The sequence below is a fragment of the Faucicola osloensis genome, assembly GCF_020041925.1.
In the GTDB taxonomy this organism is placed as follows: domain Bacteria; phylum Pseudomonadota; class Gammaproteobacteria; order Pseudomonadales; family Moraxellaceae; genus Faucicola; species Faucicola osloensis_D.
The window spans coordinates 2,327,330-2,344,317 of the sequence record NZ_CP083409.1; the positions used below are offsets into that span (position 1 = coordinate 2,327,330).

The 16,988-nt window shown below is 43.3% G+C and carries 15 protein-coding genes; 8 read left to right on the plus strand and 7 right to left on the minus strand.

The annotated features are described in order from the left end of the window. Nucleotides 1–32 precede the first annotated feature (32 nt). The 4 genes from LAJ61_RS10325 to ruvA all read left to right on the plus strand — a co-directional run bounded on the left by LAJ61_RS10325 (nucleotide 33) and on the right by ruvA (nucleotide 3,778). Nucleotides 33–1,223, plus strand: a complete 1,191-nt coding sequence (locus tag LAJ61_RS10325; RefSeq protein WP_224053841.1) for a phosphoglycerate kinase — start codon at nucleotides 33–35, stop codon at nucleotides 1,221–1,223. A gap of 175 nt (nucleotides 1,224–1,398) precedes the next feature. Continuing rightward, nucleotides 1,399–1,803: a hypothetical protein gene (locus LAJ61_RS10330; RefSeq protein WP_224053842.1), complete on the plus strand. Its 405-nt coding sequence runs from the start codon at nucleotides 1,399–1,401 to the stop codon at nucleotides 1,801–1,803. A gap of 209 nt (nucleotides 1,804–2,012) precedes the next feature. Then, complete coding sequence (gene fba / locus LAJ61_RS10335; RefSeq protein WP_159770069.1) at nucleotides 2,013–3,050, plus strand: class II fructose-bisphosphate aldolase; 1,038 nt, start codon at nucleotides 2,013–2,015, stop codon at nucleotides 3,048–3,050. A 107-nt stretch (nucleotides 3,051–3,157) separates the two neighbouring features. Continuing rightward, complete coding sequence (ruvA, locus tag LAJ61_RS10340) at nucleotides 3,158–3,778, plus strand: Holliday junction branch migration protein RuvA (RefSeq protein ID WP_224053843.1); 621 nt, start codon at nucleotides 3,158–3,160, stop codon at nucleotides 3,776–3,778. 52 nt (nucleotides 3,779–3,830) lie between these two features. On the opposite strand, the gene accC is transcribed toward ruvA, so the two are convergent. From accC to LAJ61_RS10370, 6 genes are all read right to left on the minus strand, one after another. After that, on the minus strand, nucleotides 3,831–5,198 hold the full coding sequence (gene accC / locus LAJ61_RS10345; protein ID WP_224053844.1) for an acetyl-CoA carboxylase biotin carboxylase subunit: 1,368 nt from the start codon (nucleotides 5,196–5,198) through the stop codon (nucleotides 3,831–3,833). 56 nt (nucleotides 5,199–5,254) lie between these two features. Continuing rightward, the gene (locus LAJ61_RS10350) at nucleotides 5,255–5,674 is read right to left on the minus strand and encodes an acetyl-CoA carboxylase biotin carboxyl carrier protein (RefSeq protein ID WP_224053845.1); all 420 of its coding nucleotides are present in this window, start codon (nucleotides 5,672–5,674) and stop codon (nucleotides 5,255–5,257) included. Nucleotides 5,675–5,842: 168 nt separating this feature from the next. Beyond that, complete coding sequence (aroQ, locus tag LAJ61_RS10355; RefSeq protein WP_224053846.1) at nucleotides 5,843–6,325, minus strand: type II 3-dehydroquinate dehydratase; 483 nt, start codon at nucleotides 6,323–6,325, stop codon at nucleotides 5,843–5,845. 10 nt (nucleotides 6,326–6,335) lie between these two features. Further along, nucleotides 6,336–7,517, minus strand: coding sequence for a tRNA nucleotidyltransferase/poly(A) polymerase-related protein (locus tag LAJ61_RS10360; RefSeq protein ID WP_224053847.1), 1,182 nt, complete (start codon nucleotides 7,515–7,517; stop codon nucleotides 6,336–6,338). An 83-nt stretch (nucleotides 7,518–7,600) separates the two neighbouring features. Continuing rightward, nucleotides 7,601–9,907: an NADP-dependent malic enzyme gene (locus tag LAJ61_RS10365; RefSeq protein WP_224053848.1), complete on the minus strand. Its 2,307-nt coding sequence runs from the start codon at nucleotides 9,905–9,907 to the stop codon at nucleotides 7,601–7,603. Between the two features lie 141 nt (nucleotides 9,908–10,048). Further along, nucleotides 10,049–11,563, minus strand: a complete 1,515-nt coding sequence (locus LAJ61_RS10370; RefSeq protein WP_224053849.1) for a protein adenylyltransferase SelO — start codon at nucleotides 11,561–11,563, stop codon at nucleotides 10,049–10,051. Nucleotides 11,564–11,917: 354 nt separating this feature from the next. Here LAJ61_RS10370 and LAJ61_RS10375 point away from each other — a divergent pair, with 354 nt between their 5' ends. Next, the gene (locus LAJ61_RS10375; protein WP_224053850.1) at nucleotides 11,918–13,261 is read left to right on the plus strand and encodes a calcium-binding protein; all 1,344 of its coding nucleotides are present in this window, start codon (nucleotides 11,918–11,920) and stop codon (nucleotides 13,259–13,261) included. 44 nt (nucleotides 13,262–13,305) lie between these two features. Continuing rightward, complete coding sequence (gene lipB / locus LAJ61_RS10380; protein ID WP_224053851.1) at nucleotides 13,306–13,986, plus strand: lipoyl(octanoyl) transferase LipB; 681 nt, start codon at nucleotides 13,306–13,308, stop codon at nucleotides 13,984–13,986. A 46-nt stretch (nucleotides 13,987–14,032) separates the two neighbouring features. On the opposite strand, the gene LAJ61_RS10385 is transcribed toward lipB, so the two are convergent. Then, nucleotides 14,033–14,986, minus strand: coding sequence for a LysR family transcriptional regulator (locus tag LAJ61_RS10385; protein ID WP_224053852.1), 954 nt, complete (start codon nucleotides 14,984–14,986; stop codon nucleotides 14,033–14,035). A 243-nt stretch (nucleotides 14,987–15,229) separates the two neighbouring features. Here LAJ61_RS10385 and LAJ61_RS10390 point away from each other — a divergent pair, with 243 nt between their 5' ends. Both LAJ61_RS10390 and LAJ61_RS10395 read left to right on the plus strand, forming a co-directional pair. Further along, on the plus strand, nucleotides 15,230–16,336 hold the full coding sequence (locus LAJ61_RS10390; RefSeq protein WP_224053853.1) for a DUF805 domain-containing protein: 1,107 nt from the start codon (nucleotides 15,230–15,232) through the stop codon (nucleotides 16,334–16,336). Nucleotides 16,337–16,550: 214 nt separating this feature from the next. Next, nucleotides 16,551–16,964: a hypothetical protein gene (locus LAJ61_RS10395; protein WP_224053854.1), complete on the plus strand. Its 414-nt coding sequence runs from the start codon at nucleotides 16,551–16,553 to the stop codon at nucleotides 16,962–16,964. Nucleotides 16,965–16,988: the final 24 nt, after the last annotated feature.

Here is a 16,988-nt window from a genome sequence, read left to right on the forward strand (position 1 = left end):
CACCATCCTGTTGTTAACTTAGAGGTTAATCCATGCAATTTGCTCGTTTAAACGATATTGATGTTTCTGGCAAAACAGTTTTGATTCGCGAAGATTTAAATGTACCGTTAAAAGATGGCAAAATTGCCAATGATGCCCGCTTAAAAGCAAGCTTGCCCACTATTCAGTTGGCTCTAAATAAAGGCGCAGCGGTTATCGTGTGTTCACATCTAGGTCGCCCAGATCCCTCAAACCCTGAAGCCAAATATTCGTTGCAGCCAGTCGCAGATTATTTGGGCGATGCTCTGGGCAAACCTGTCAAATTAGTGACCGATTATGCCCAAAATAATGTGACAGTAGCCCCGGGAGAAGTTGTGCTACTGGAAAATGTACGTTTTAATGCGGGTGAAAAGAAAAACGATGCTGCTTTATCTGAACGTTACGCCGCTTTATGTGATGTATTTGTGATGGATGCTTTTGGTACTGCTCACCGTGCCGAAGCGTCAACAGAAGGCGTTATCGCCAAAGCAAAGACTGCGTGTGCAGGCCCGTTATTGGCGGCTGAGCTTGATGCATTAGCCAAAGCTTTGGATAACCCAGCCAAGCCCATGCTTGCTATTGTTGGTGGATCGAAAGTTTCTACGAAGTTAGATGTGCTTAAATCATTGGCAAAAATCTGTGACCAAATCATTGTGGGCGGTGGTATTGCCAATACATTCTTGGCAGCCAAGGGTGCTAATGTCGGTGCATCCCTATATGAAGCGGACATGGTGGAAACGGCGAAAAGTATTATGCAAGAAACCCATGTTTTACTACCTGACGAAGTGGTCGTCGCCAAAAAATCACAGATTGATTTTGATGATTTTTTGGGCTCGCTAGAATCTGCCGATGCGGTAACCAAAGCGGTCAATACCATTGTTGATGATGAAATGATTCTAGACATTAGTGCAAGCAGTGCGGCGAAACTTGCCGATGCGATTAAAAATGCCAAAACTATTTTATGGAATGGTCCTGTAGGCGTATTTGAAGTCGATAAATTTGGTGAAGGTACCAAAATCGTCAGTGAAGCAGTCGCAGCAAGTGCAGGCTTTAGCATTGCAGGCGGTGGTGATACGCTGGCTGCGATTGATAAATACAAGGTCGCCGATAAAGTAAGCTACACATCAACCGGGGGTGGGGCGTTCTTAGAATTTGTGGAAGGCAAAACATTACCTGCCGTGCACGCACTGAGCCAACGTGCCTAAATGCTAATAATCATTATCATAAATTGAGCCATTTAAATTTATCATGGCTGAATTAATGTAATGTTAAGTTAATATTTGTATGGTAAACATTGTAATTAATTGCACTAAAAATATATTGTCGATAAGATATTATGCAAGTATGTATACCCATATGTTTAGCGTTTAAGGAATTAATATGTTAAAACGTAATTTAGTATTGGCAACTTTATTAGCCACTTTATCAATCACGGCATGTAGTAAAAAAACGGAAGAAGCTGCAGCTAACGGTCAACCTGAAGCCGCAGCAAGCGCAGCGGGTCAGGACATTAAAGACGCGACTGCAAGTGCCGCCAGTGCAACAGCAAATGCAGGTGAAGCAGTTGCCAGTGCTGCTACCACGGGTGCCGCGGTTGCCCAAGGCGCAGCAATCAACGCGACTGAAGCTGTTGCCAATGGTGCCGCGCAAGCCACCGCAAACGTAGCCTCTGCTGTAGCAACTGGTGCAGCCAATGTAGCACAAGGTGCAGAAGCGGTTAAAAACGATGCAGCAAATAGTAAAACTGATATCCAAACCACGGTACCAGAAAAACAAAAATACTAAATTTAGTATTCAGCCTAAAAAAGCCCCAAAACCATTTTGGGGCTTTTTATTGGGTTATCTATTTTTTCATAATATCAATCATTTCAAAGTTATTTTTTTGAATTTAAATTTTAGTGCACTTCTGTTATACTCAAGCCCTGTCCAACACGGCAAAACCCAATTTTTCTAAAATTTTCAATTGATTATTAACTTTACTAAGAGAAAGTAATATGGCTTTGATTTCTTTGCGTCAGCTTTTAGACCATGCAGCAGAAAACAACTATGGTGTTCCTGCATTTAACGTCAATAACTTAGAGCAAATGCGTGCCATTATGATGGCAGCCGATGAAACCAATTCACCTGTGATTGTGCAAGCATCGGCAGGCGCGCGCAAATACGCAGGTGCCCCATTTTTACGCCATCTTATTTTGTCTGCCATTGAAGAGTGGCCACATATTCCAGTGGTTATGCACCAAGACCATGGTACCAGTCCAGAGGTTTGCCAGCGTTCAATCCAGTTGGGTTTTTCATCGGTGATGATGGATGGCTCATTAAAGAGTGATGGTAAAACCCCTGCAGACTATGATTATAATGTGGCAGTGACGCGTGAAGTGGTAAAACTCTCTCATGCTTGTGGTGTATCAGTAGAAGGTGAGATTGGCGTTTTAGGTAGCCTTGAAACAGGTATGGCTGGCGAAGAAGATGGCGTAGGGGCAGAAGGTAAACTTGACCATTCACAGCTGTTAACCAGTGCTGATGAAGCTGAGCAATTTGTTAACGATACTCATGTTGATGCACTAGCGATTGCAGTTGGCACTAGCCACGGGGCGTATAAATTTACTCGACCACCTACCGATGATATCTTATCGATTGCACGTATCAAAGAAATTCATGCCCGTATTCCTAATACTCATCTTGTGATGCACGGCTCTTCAAGTGTGCCACAAGAATGGCTCAAAGTGATTAATGAAAATGGCGGCAACATCGGTGAGACTTATGGTGTGCCAGTTGAGCAAATCGTAGAAGCCATCAAACATGGTGTACGTAAAGTCAATATCGATACCGATTTACGTTTGGCATCAACGGGTGCGATTCGCAAATTCCTCACTGAAAACCCAGCAGAATTTGACCCACGCAAATATTTTGCCAAGACTATCGATGCCATGAAAGCGGTTTGTGTTGATCGCTATACCGCATTTGGTACGGCAGGTAATGCGGATAAAATTCGCCCAATTAGTCTAGAAAAAATGGTTAGTTTCTATAACTAAATACTAGAACTAAGTTTTAGCAAATGACTAAAAAGCATGACATTCAAGTGGGTGAACTTAGGTTGCCCACTTTTTTATTGGATTAAATTATTTGTAGCGAGTCATCAATGATAGGATTAATTCAAGGACAAGTGCATCATCTAATGGCGCCTACGGTAGTGGTGATGACCACAGCCGGTGTTGGGTATGAAATTGAGATGCCGCTCAATGCATTTTGCCAAGTACAATTAAATCAGTCCGTCACCTTATGGACGCATTTTTTGGTGCGCGAGGATGCTCAGTTGTTATTTGGGTTTTTAAGCCATAGCGATCGGGAAGTGTTTAGGCTGTTGCTTAAAGTCAATGGGGTGGGGGCAAAGATGGCGTTGGCGATGATGTCAACCGTAACGGTGCAGGAGTTGCACCAGTTTGTGATGAACAATGATGAGCTGGCATTGACACGTATCCCAGGAGTTGGCAAAAAAACCGCACAGCGATTGATTGTTGAATTAAAAGACAAAATCAAGCATTTAGGTGATACGTCAGGTTTTGCACCTTCATTGCCACTAGCGACCGATAGCGGTAATGAAGGCATTATCATTGCTGAAGTCGAAGCGGGGTTGATTGCATTAGGTTATCGCGATAAAGAAGCACAAGCTGCGATAAAACTGGCAAAATCTACCATTGATTCACCGTTAACCATCCAAAATCTGCTGAAAGCGTCTCTGAAAAATTTGGCGATGAGTTAAAATTGCATAAAAAAAAGAGGCTCAAATGACCCTCTTTTTTTAATCGTTAACTTTATTCTGTTTCGGTTTTTGACGTCTCTGGCTGGGATAATAAGTTTTTTTCTAGATAATGAATGTTTTGTGCTTGTTTACAAAATGCCTTGTCTTGCAAAATCACATCGCGATGCAATGGCACATTGGTTTTGATGCCCGTGATAATCAGCTCATCAAGGGCATGGCGAAGCTTGGCAATCGCTTGTTCACGGGTTTGACCATGACAGATTAATTTGCCAATCAGTGAGTCATAAAAGGTAGGGATGGCATAGTTGGGATAAAGATGCGAGTCAAAACGTACACCGCTACCATTTGGCATAAAAAAGTGGGTCACCGTACCGGGTGAGGGCATGAAAGTTACAGGGTCTTCAGCATTGATACGGCACTCGATGGCATGCCCGCGAATTTCGATTTCGTTTTGACGATACGATAAGCCATAGCCAGATGCGATTTTAAGCTGCTCAACCACCACATCAATGCCGGTAATCATCTCGGTAACAGGATGTTCAACCTGTACGCGGGTATTCATCTCAATAAAGAAAAATTGCTCATCTTCATATAAAAATTCAAACGTCCCTGCACCGCGATACTTAATTTGCTCACAAGCACGGACGCAAGCTTGCAAAATAGGTTCTTTAATGTCATCAGGAATCTCTGGGGCAGGGGCTTCTTCAAGCACTTTTTGGTGACGACGTTGTAGTGAGCAATCGCGATCAAATAAATGAATGGCATTGCCTTCGCCGTCACCTAAAACTTGCACTTCGACGTGGCGTGGGTTTTTCAAAAAACGCTCCATATAGACGCTATCATCCCCAAACCATAATTCAGCTTCTTGTTTGGCGGCTTGCACTTGAGACAATAACTGCTCAAGGCGTTCAACCACGCGCATACCACGACCACCACCACCAGCTGCTGCTTTGATTAACAGAGGAAAACCAATGGCTTTAGCTTGCTCTTCAGCGTTAGCCAGAGTGACGCTACCCACTGAGCCAGGGACGGTAGGCACACCGGCTTTTTTCATGGCGTTGATAGCGGATATTTTATTACCCATTAAGCGAATGTGCTCAGGCGCAGGACCTACGAAAGTTAGCCCTGCCTCTTCCACGCGTTCGGCAAATTCAGCATTTTCAGATAAAAACCCATAACCTGGGTGAATGGCATCAGCGCCAGAAATCTCTGCCGCTGTTATGATAGTATCGATATTGAGATAGCTTTGACTGGCATTGGGTTTGCCAATACAGATGGATTCGTCAACAAATCGAAGGTGCATCAAGTTGTCATCTGCAGTTGAGTAGACGCCCACCGTTTGGATGCCAAGCTGCTTACAAGCGCGAACAATGCGAAGCGCAATTTCACCACGATTGGCGATCAGTAATTTTTTTATCATTGCTATCCCTAATTTTTATCGATAAACAAACTTCAAATAGACAAAAAAGTTAAAAATTAAGACTCGTAACGGACAATCGGTTGACCAAATTGCACCACATCGCCGTTTTGTACCAAGATTTCTGCAATGATACCACTTTGGGTTGCTTCAAGCGGGTTCATGATTTTCATGGCTTCAATAATGCCTAAACTATCGCCTGCTTGTATCTGTTGACCGACCTTGATAAATGGCGCGTCATTAGGGCTCGGTGCAACATAGTAGACCCCAACCATCGGTGATGTTTCTACCATGCCAGATTTTACAGGGGCAGCGTTAGCGGTTGTCGTGGTGGTTGTCGTTGCTGTGACGGGTTGAACATTCACTTGCGGTAAATGGCGTGAGATAGAGACCTTTTTATCGCCATCTTGTACGGTTAATTCTGCTAACGTTCGCTCTTCCATTAAGTCAATAAGTTGCTTGATTTTACTTATGTCCATATCCTAACTACCTTAAAATTATACGCTTCATAGACAACTAATTCATAGATTGCCGTATTGTAACAAGATTTTTCTAAAATAAATAGATATAGCAGGGTATATTTGTGTACGTTTGTACACTTAAAATTTGCTGCCATGTTGCTATTGATTTTAGGCTAAATTATGTGGCTACTGATATTTTTGAACCAGATAATTAAACGCTGCGGTATAACCAAAAGCGCCCATACCACAGATGACGGCTTCGGCTTTGTCGCTAAAATAAGAATGCTGTCGAAATGGCTCACGCGTGTGAATGTTGGAAAGATGAACTTCTATAAAAGGTTTATTCACGGCGAGTAGGGCATCGCGAATTGCCACCGATGTGTGAGTAAAGGCAGCGGGATTGATGATAATCGCGTCAATCTGCTCGTCAGGATTTGTGGTCAATAAACCGTGATGATGGATTTTATCAATGAGGGCAGATTCTTGATTTGTTTGAAAACAGGTGAGTTTAACTTGATGATTGCTGGCTAGTTGTGTTATATCATCTTCAATATCTTGCAGGGTTTGAAATCCGTAGATTTGAGGTTCTCGCTTGCCAAGCAAATTAAGATTGGGACCATTTAATACTAACACATGGGTTAGTTTGGTCGTTGTCGTTGTCGTCGTCATGATGATTCCTTTATCGTGGCTGATTTAAAATTTCCTCAAGTTTTTGCAACCTTAACTTGTCAATGGCTTCACCGATCTGTTTGCCGGTCAGCTCGCTTGCCACATCTTTGGCAGAAATTTGAGTTAATTGAGTTTTGATAGTGGTTAGCAGCGCGGTTTGTTTAACCTGTTGATAAAGATGAACGACTTTCAAGGCTTGCTCTAAAAGTGAGGTATCTTTAAGGCTATTAGTTAATTTTAACAGTTCAAATAATTGCTCTGCATGTAAGTGATCGAAATTTTTTAATTCATCAAAATGTTCAAGAATAAATAACCCCAAGCGCTCAGTGTTTTTTGGTACCTTTAAACCTTGGCAAAATTCTAAATACTCAGTGGTTGGGTTATTGTGTTGCTGATCAGACTTAAAGCAGGTTGCAACCAAAGCAAACTTCATGACGTTGTCCGCTTGTTGCTCTCCCGCCATGCGCAGAGCAGATAACATCAATTGCCATTGGCTAGGATTATCATTGGATGCTTGATACAATTTTGGCATAATGACATCAAGGACATTGAGCTGATAAAGCGTGTCAAAATAAATATCCGACCAAGCTTGCGTTAACGCTTTTGACGTCTCTGACCATACCCGCTCAGCGACAAGATGATTGAGCTCACCCGCGGCCTTCATTTGGCTGGTAAGTTTAGCGGTTGATTCATCGACTGTAAATCCAAGTGGCGCATAACGACTGGCAAAACGGGCAAGGCGCAATACGCGTACCGGATCTTCTGTAAAAGCGATGGACACATGGCGTAATTTTTTTTGCTGAATATCTGCTAAGCCACCATACGGGTCGATGATATCGCGCACATCAAATTTACCCTGCTTAAAACCGCAGTCAAACAACCCATTGACTTCTATGGCCATAGCATTGATGGTGAGATCGCGCCTGATTAAATCCTCTTCTAAGGTGACAGTGGTGTCAGCGTGTACGTTAAAACCAAGATAGCCGTTACCGCTTTTGCGTTCCGTGCGAGCCAGTGCATATTCGTCATGGGTCTTTGGATGTAAAAAAACCGGAAAATCGGCACCTACTTGCGAAAATCCCAGTTCAAGCATCTGCTCAGGCGTTGCGCCGACTACCACATAATCGTGTTCAGTGACCTCGCGCGCTAATACATAATCGCGTACCGCACCACCGACCAAATAAACTTGCATGACCACCCCGATGTTTTAACTAAATTAAACCCATAAAAAAACCAGTTTAGAGCACTAAACTGGTTTTATCAATCAACACAAAATTATTTTGCCAATTCTTGGGCTTGCGTCACCGCTACAGCAGTCATATTGACGATACGACGTGCTGTCGCAGAAGATGTCAAGATATGCACAGGTCTTTGCGCTCCCAATAACAATGGACCGACAGTGACACTATTGGTCGCCGTTTTTAGCAAGTTAAATGCGATGTTAGCCGCATCCAAGTCTGGCATGATGAGTAGGTTGGCTGAACCGGTTAATTTGCTAAATGGGAATGAGGTATGGCGGATACGGTCATCAAGCGCGGTATCACCATGCATCTCGCCGTCAAACTCAAAATCAACATTCATATCGGTCAGTAAATCATAAACTTGACGCATTTTTTTGGCGCTTTCAAAGTCAGATGAACCAAAGTTTGAATGTGATAGCAATGCCACACGCGGTTCAAGACCAAAGCGGCGGACTTCTTGTGCTGCTAATACTGTCATTTCCGCTAGTTGTTCAGCGCTTGGGTCTTCATGCACATAAGTGTCAGCGATGAATAAGTTACGACCTTGAATTAATAAGGCATTTAACGCATAAAAATCTTTAGCATCTGCTTGTTTTTTGATCACGTTTTGCACGTAGTTTAAGTGCAAGTGATATGAACCAAAGGTACCACAAATCATACCGTCGGCATCGCCACGTTCAACCATTAGCGCGCCAATCAAAGAAGTTTTACGGCGAACATCACGACGCGCCAATTCAACCGTCACACCATTGCGTTTGTTCATCTCATAATAAAACTGCCAGTAGTCTTTGTAACGTGGGTCGCTTTCGATGTTGACTAGTTCATAATTTTCACCTGCCACCATACGTAAGCCCAACCGCTCGATTTGGTTGGCAATAATGGTGGGGCGACCGACCAAGATAGGTTTTGCTAGGCCTTCATCCACCACCACTTGCACTGCCCGTAATACGTTTTCATCCTCACCTTCACAGTAAACGATACGTTTTGGTTCTTGTTTGGCACGGGTAAAAATAGGTTTCATTAGGAACGCAGAGTTATAAACAAACTCTGAGAGTTTATCGCGATAAGCACGCATGTTTTCGATGGGTAGCGTGGCAACGCCAGAGTCCATCGCAGCTTTGGCAACCGCTGGTGCAATCTCCAAAATCAAATTTGGCTCTAACGGTCCCGGAATTAAGTATTCACGACCAAAACGTTTGGTTTCATCCACCGTTTTTTGCCCTTTTTGTGGGGTGGCTTCCACATGGGCCATGGCAGCAATGGCTTTGACGCAAGCGATTTTCATTTCTTCGTTGACGGTCGTGGCACCGACGTCAAGCGCGCCACGGAAGATATACGGGAAACACAGTGCGTTGTTTACTTGGTTTGGATAGTCAGAGCGACCTGTAGCGATAATCGCATCGGGACGTACCGCTTTGGCGTCTTCAGGTAGGATTTCTGGGTTTGGATTGGCTAGGGCAAAGATAATGGGGTCTTGCGCCATGCGTTTTACCATATCTTGGGTCAGCATGCCAGCGGCAGATAGACCTAAGAACATGTCCGCGCCTTCAATCACATCGGATAAGGTTTTGGCTTCAGTATCGCGGGCATAACGCTGTTTTGACTCATCGAGGTTTGCTCGGTTGCTGGTGATGATGCCTTTTGAATCGCCTACAAAGATGTGTTCTTTTTTTGCGCCCAACGCACAAATCAAATCTAAACAAGAAATCGCTGCAGCACCTGCACCAGATACCACAATTTTGATGTCTTCGATTTTTTTGCCGGTAATTTGTAGCGCGTTTAATAACGCGGCAGACGCAATAATCGCGGTGCCATGTTGGTCATCATGGAACACAGGGATATTCATGCGTTTACGCAATTCTTTTTCGATATAAAAACATTCAGGGGCTTTGATATCTTCAAGATTGATACCGCCGAAGGTAGGCTCTAAAGAGGCAATCGCTTCGATGAATTTATCCGGATCGTTTTGTGCCACTTCAATGTCAAACACATCAATGCCGGCAAATTTTTTGAACAGCACGCCTTTACCTTCCATCACAGGTTTTGACGCCAAAGGACCGATATTGCCGAGTCCTAAAACAGCGGTACCATTGGTCACCACCCCGACTAAGTTGCTACGAGCGGTATAAAGCGCGGCTTTTTTTGGGTCTTTTTCAATTTCTAGACAAGGTACTGCAACGCCAGGCGAATAGGCAAGTGCCAAATCCCGTTGGTTGGCAAGTGCCTTAATGGGGGTAACAGAAATTTTACCTGGGCGTGGATTGGCATGATAATGCAAGGCGGCTTGTTCAAATAATTCTTTGTCTGATAAGCCATTGTTGGTCGGCGATAATTTATCCATAATATCCTTCGTTGCGACAGTCGTTTTCGAATCGTAGTGTTCGCTATTCTAGCACTATTGACAGATTGATGACTAGTTGAGTACCGGCAAAAAATAAAACTAGTTAGGTAAAAAATCGCGCTACCGACCTTGGCTATCACCTCAAGATGAGCAGCTGACGCATATTTCAGGCGCATCTGCCAACGGTGGCTCGCTGTCACTTGGCTTGGCTAATGCGCTAACTTGGTAAGGATTAGCCAATAGCTGATACAGTCTATCCACCTCGCTCATGTCATTTTGTTCAGCCAATTCAATGGCTTGCTGTGCCATGCTGTTTCTTAGGATATACACGGGATTGTGACTCATTACCAACTGCAAAGAATCCTGCTGTAATTTGGTATGGTAGGTAGCAATCCAATCTGCTAAGGTGGCATTGGGTTGAACGTTACCGCTACTAATTGAAATTTTCAACTGATTAAGTAAATTAAATTCATGTAATAGGTTTAATTTATCATTTGGCTTGGCGTCAGCAACGATTGCTACTAGCGCTCGTAAACTGTTGGTAAAGTCGAGTTTGTTTTGCTGCATGATCTCTAAATACTGCAAAGCGAAGTCACAGTTTTCTTCACTGATGGGTAAGCCAAATTTTTGGCAGAGACCTTGCTGATAATACTGATAAAAAATCTCACCAAAACTATCTAAAATATCGGTCAAATGCTCGCGCGACAAGGTTTCTGGCGGATGATTAGCGGTCAGTTTTTCGCCATTAAGGCGCAAAAATAAGGTAATCAGACGTGACAAATTCCAAAGTCCAATGGAAGGCTGGTTTTGATAAACATAACGCCCATTGTAATCAGAATGGTTGTTGATCCAAATCGGATTAAAGCGCTCCATAAAGCCATAAGGACCAAAATCAATGGTCGCACCTGTGATGGATAAATTGTCGGTATTCATCACCCCATGGGCAAAGCCAATCAGCTGCCAATCAGCGAGGGTTTTGGCAGTTTTATCAACCACCTGTCTCAAAAAATCTTGAATGGGCGTGTCACTGTCAAAACATGGGTTAAAATAGGTTTTGATGACATAACGGGTAAAATACAGCAATAAATCAGGCGCATAATTTGCCACCCATTCAAAATGCCCAAAGCGAATATGACAATCTGCGGTACGTAGTAGCGCCGCACCGCGTTCGCGTGTCTCACGGTTGACAGGGGTATCTGAAACCACAAAGCCCAGTGCGTTGCTGGAGCGAATGCCCAAGCAATTAAGCGCATGACCTGCCAAATACTCTCGCACGACGCTTCGAATCACCGCACGACCATCCCCCATGCGCGAGTAGGGGGTCAATCCTGCCCCTTTTAGATGTAAATCGGTCAATTGTCCGTCTTTATCGATTACCTGAGCGAGTAATAGACCACGACCATCGCCTAATTGCCCTGCCCATTGCCCAAATTGGTGCCCAGCATACGCCATGGCTAATGGTTCAAAGCCGTCGGGAACGATGTCACCGCCCAAGATTTTGACCCAATGCTGCCTTAAAAATTCATCATCTGCCCAACCAATTTGGTTGGCGACTTGCGGGTTAAAATGCCCTGCTTGCGGGTTGGTGAGCGGTTTGGGGGGTTGTTTATGATACAGTCTTGGATCGAGCGTGGCATACGAGTTTTCGATTTTCATAATTTTTCCATTTTTATAGGCATTACTAATCTGGCGGTTAAATGCCACCTGTTTAGGGCATTTTAAGTCATTAATTGCGCTATAATAGCGCGTTAATAGCCGGCTGAAAATTTGATTAAGCTTGCTGATGTTTTTTAAAATTTATATTGCTTACTATACCTTTATCCGAAGATAGGGTCTGTGCAATAACTGTGCATGAGTCAATGCCGCTGTAAAACTCACTTTTTGCTGTTATTAAGCGTTACTTGATAGAAGATCCGCTTAAAAAAGCAGTTAAAAAAAACAGGTAAAGAAAGCCACTTAAAAAGCCACTTAAAAAAACTACCTAAAAAGCCACTTACGTAAAGGAAAGTCATGCCTACGTTAGATCTGAACAATCCCAACAATGTCTATTTGGTTCAGTCGGGTTTTAATGTCCAAGATATCGAAAAATCGCCTACCTTGGTCAATTTGCTTAATCGATTCCAAGGTAACTTACTCATTGATGAGCAAGATACCACCGTTGGTGCCGGCGCAAAAGCCTACGGCAATACCATTCATATTGCTAAAAGTTACAAAAATTTTTTGAACATCGCCCATGAGCTAGGGCACGCAACCGGTCAATACCAACAAATTAATCGTGATAAAAACAATTTGTATCAATTTGATACGCCACAAGCCTATGGAATGGCACGCGCCAAAGCAGAGGGTGAGGCAACTTATTATGAGTTTTTGGTGGCAAAAGAATTGGGGTATCAACGGTTTGTCAAACCCTTGTGGCTTGATAACGCGGCAAAACCGCAAGATAAAGATGTGTTTACTGAGGTCGATGAAATCATGCGCCAAGCTATCAGTGACAACGACAAAATAACCCAATTGGCAGTCCTCAACCAGAGCATGTTGCCCAGTGGGCAGTTTCATGTGCCACTTTATACGTATGATGAATACAACACCTTGGTGTTCTTGAATAACCGTTTTGCCATTTCGCGTATATCGCAAGATTATCAGCAAGCATTTGGCAAGCCACTGGATTGGAACAGTTATGAAGCCAAATCCCTTGCCAATAAAGCTAACCAGTATTTTGGCACCTTAGCTAATGACGTCCTCATCAATCACCATATTGATGGTTCTGTGCTTGGACAGCAGGGCGTAGGGGATTTATTATGGGGTAGTCAGGGGGACGATGTGCTAGTGGGTAATAGCGGTCAAGATAGGCTGCTAGGCGGTGCTGATGATGATGTGCTCATCGGCAATGCCGGTGATGATGTGCTAGTGGGTGATACGGGCAATGATTTATATTATTTCACCAAAGGATTTGGTCATGATACCATCATCAATGTGGGCGGTGGCAAAGATACGGTTTATCTTGCGGATAGAGGCTATGACGAGCTCAGCTTGGTCACTCAAGAAAAGCAGGACTTAACGCTGGATTTTGCAACTAGTTCGCCCAATGACAATGAGAACAACGATAAGCCGACTGACGATCAACTTACCATCAAAGATTTTTATTTGGGGGGCGATAACGCCAGTTTAGCTATCGGTTTTGCAAAAGGCGGCAACGCCAACCCTGCGACGCTGATGCCAGTCAGTCAATTAACCAGTCAATTAACAAATTTTGGCTCAGGAGCGCAGCGTGATATGACTGATTATCAGCCAATACTGCAAAAATCTCTTTTACAACTGGGCAAAGTCAATGTGACTGCTACCAACGACAAATAAGCGGTTTGTCACACAAACACAAAAAGCTACTGCAAGGAAATGCGATGTTACCATTAGAAATTAAATATTTGCAAAACGCTCAATATGAACCTACCCATGCAGCGATGCTGGCACGCGTGTTATCGCGTATCGAGCAAAAAAAATCTGTCAGCAGTGAGCAGGCGCAGCTTAGCGCTGATGAGTTATGGATTGTAGATCATGATAATGTGTTTACACTGGGTCAAGCGGGCAAACCTGAACATATTTTGCAAAGAGATAATACCCCCATCATCCACACCGATCGTGGCGGTCAAGTCACTTGGCATGGTCATGGGCAGTTGGTGGTGTATTTTTTATTTGATTTAAATGCATTGGGGTGGGGCGTGCGTGATTTGGTCAGCAAAGCTGAAAACATCATCATTGATGTCATCACGCCTTATTTGCCGCCAGATTTTTATGCCAAAGCGCGTGCAGATGCGCCAGGGGTGTATGTGTATAACCAAGACGATTTAGAACTTGGTAAAATTGCGTCATTGGGATTTAAAATAAAACACGGCTTTAGTTATCATGGCATCGCCATCAATGTACAAAATGATTTGACCCCGTTTCAAATGATTAACCCTTGTGGCTATGCCGGTATGACCATGTTGCGTCTAGCAGATTTTGCGGACGTGGATTATCAAGCATTTACCCAACAATTTATCAACCGTGTCAACCAAGAACGCCAATTTAGCCTAAGCAAATAAAATTTTACTAGAGGTTTAAATATAAGCGCCTTTAATATAACTGTGTTTAATTCAACGATTGATTAGAGTAGGTAATGCCTTTAGCTTCATACACTTGGTAAGTTGCTTGCAGTAAATCATCAATATACGGATTGGATTGGTGTGCCAACACATTCATAAAAATCGGGGTTGTCGCATCTTCGTGGCGTAGACGATGATAATGAATTTGCTCGGTACGGACGGTTTTTAAACTATCAGGCACTAAGGTAATACCTTCACCTGCCGCCACCAAGCCCAAAGCAATTTGGATATCGCGCACTTTGGTGGTCAAATGAGGTGACAACTGATGGCGGGCAAACAAATACATGAGTTGGTCAGTTTCGCCATTAAATAGCGGATTTTGCAGGATTGGCAAGGGCGTGCGATGATACAAAATGAGCGTATCTTCTAGCAGCTCCTTAAATGCGATGCCGATATCATCCGGGCGTGATGCCAAGGGGTGCGCCATCGGCAGCGCCACCACAAAGCGTTCATGACGTAAAAATATCTGTTGCACAAAGTTGTCATTGTGCCGAAATCTTCCAAACCCTACATCGATGTCTCCCGATTTTAGCGCTGACATTTGCTGCTCCGAATTGATTTCGACCAGCTTGATATCCAAATTTGGGTGTCGCTGTTTGACCGTAGAAATAATCTCAGGCAACAAACCGTATAGCACCGAGGCGACAAATCCAATCGTCAAATGATTGCTTCGATGCGGCTGGGCAAAGCGCTGAGTCAACTCACTGGCTTGCTCAAGTTGCAACAATATTGGCTCAATCTGTGCCAAAAAAAAATGCCCTGCTGCAGTTAAGGTCATTGGGCGGTGATAGCGATCTAGCAGTTCGACACCCAGCTCGCTTTCAAGTTGCTGGACATGGCGGCTTAACGATGGCTGCGATATAGCCAAGGTTTTGGCAGCTTGGCTAAAACTGCCTGCTTTTGCCACTACCACAAAATAGGTGAGTTGTGAAATATCCATATCAATACTCAATGATTATTACAGCGTTGTGTTATCGGGGTTAAAAACTGTTTACTCATTCAATAAATTTGCTATCAAGCCAAACCGTTAAATCAATGTCACTAAATCAATGTTACAAAAAATGTCAAATTTATGTCGCCATTTCAAGATATTCTAACCAATATATTATAAAATTTGGGCAATACTATGCTAAAAATATGACGCTAAAAAAACAGTTTAAACCTCTAGATTAAGTTGCTCATTATGGCCATCCGTCTACCCAAGCCAAAAAAAGCCCAGTCTTTACCGCCCATTGAACCCAGTTTCGATAATATGCATCAAGTTGATGAAATGCAAGCTGATGAAATAATTGAAACTGAAGTTGGTACGTCGTTTGTCACATTAACCGAGCTGCATGAAGGCTTTAATAATCGTCGGTTTTTTGATTGGCACGGTCGGGTTAGCCGTGTTCAGTTTTTAGCGTATTCCACCTTTAATGCGTTGATAGCACTAATGCTTGTCGCTTTACTATTTGTGATGATTGGCGGCTTTCAAGGCATGGTAAATGCCAGTAGTGAGCAGTTGCCGATGAGTTTGCTTGGCGCAAGTAGTGTGGGTGTGGCGGTTTTGTTTTATCTACAGCTTGCCGTTAGCAAACGGCGCTTCAATGACCTTAACAAAACAGGGTGGCTTGCGCTATTGATGTTAGTGCCTGGGGTAAATATCTTAGTTTACCTTTACTTGCTAGCAGTCGAAGGGACGGCAGGCGCCAATTATTATGGCTTACCTGCTAGACCTGTTAACCAGTTAAAAACGGTACTGATGGTATTGATTCCGCTGTTAGTCATGTCACTCATCGGTTTGTTAACCCAAGTTGTCGTGCCCAGCTATCACAGTTATCAAGCGATGAAAAATAGTAGAGATGCTCAAAAAAATGTCATTGTGACGGCAACAAACCTTAGCCAATCGGCGCAGAAATTGCCTGCAACTGCTTCCGCTGTTGCCGCCTCTACCGCTCAACCAGAGAATTTAAGAACAGAAGCGATAGTAATTACCGGTGAGCAATTAGGAAACGGCGTGGCGTCAAACCCACAACCCACCGCGCCAGCGAATGACAATCCCGCTATAACTACCAATCAAGTGTCAGACACGCTCGCCAACACGCCAAGTAGGACTAATCAGATGCCTGAGGCGTCAACTGATGCCGCTAATCCCAATACCCTAAATCCCGATACCCAAAATCAAGGTTCAAATGAGCGCGCGCAGACGGACAGCAATCCCACAACGAATGCCCCTAATAGTCAAGGGGTGGTTTCTTATGAAGACTTTGTCAAAGCCTCTGAACAACAAATATTTATCGATAGAAGATAATTTGTTTAAGCAAGAGCTAAATAAATGGTTTAATCCTGACCAAAAGTATAAATTAACTGTCAGTGAGTTTCACTATCCGCGGTTTACAAACGGTTTCAAATCTGCACATTTGCTAATACAAGTTAGCTAAGTATAACAAAACCACAATCAAACCTATGATTAAATAACGCCGCGCTATCCCTATAATGTTAGCTATCAAGAAGGGGTATTTAACATGAAGATTAACAAAACACATGACAATATAAGGAGTGGCTTAGCATCTCAAAGTTTGGCGTCTCAGTTAGTTTTTGCTGACGTGGCTGAGCATGATTATCGCCAAGCAACCGTCAAATCGGCATTACCGCATTCGCTTAGTTCTCAAACTTATTTGGCAAATTACTCATCTAATTTTTTTACCATAAAAGATGAGGACAATCACTTAACTAGAGACTTACGATTTAAAGATTTTTTTAACAAGTCTGCAAAGTTACCAAGAAAATCAGCCATAGATGATTTGGCGGATGATTTGACAACCGATAACAAAATTGATAATGAATCTTGGCGACATAATCGTAAATGGCTTAGTGTCGTATTTATGATTTGGTTCTTTTTAGCTGTCGGTTTATTGCTAAACGCTGCTTATTATTAACTAAAGCTATTAGCTACAACAGTT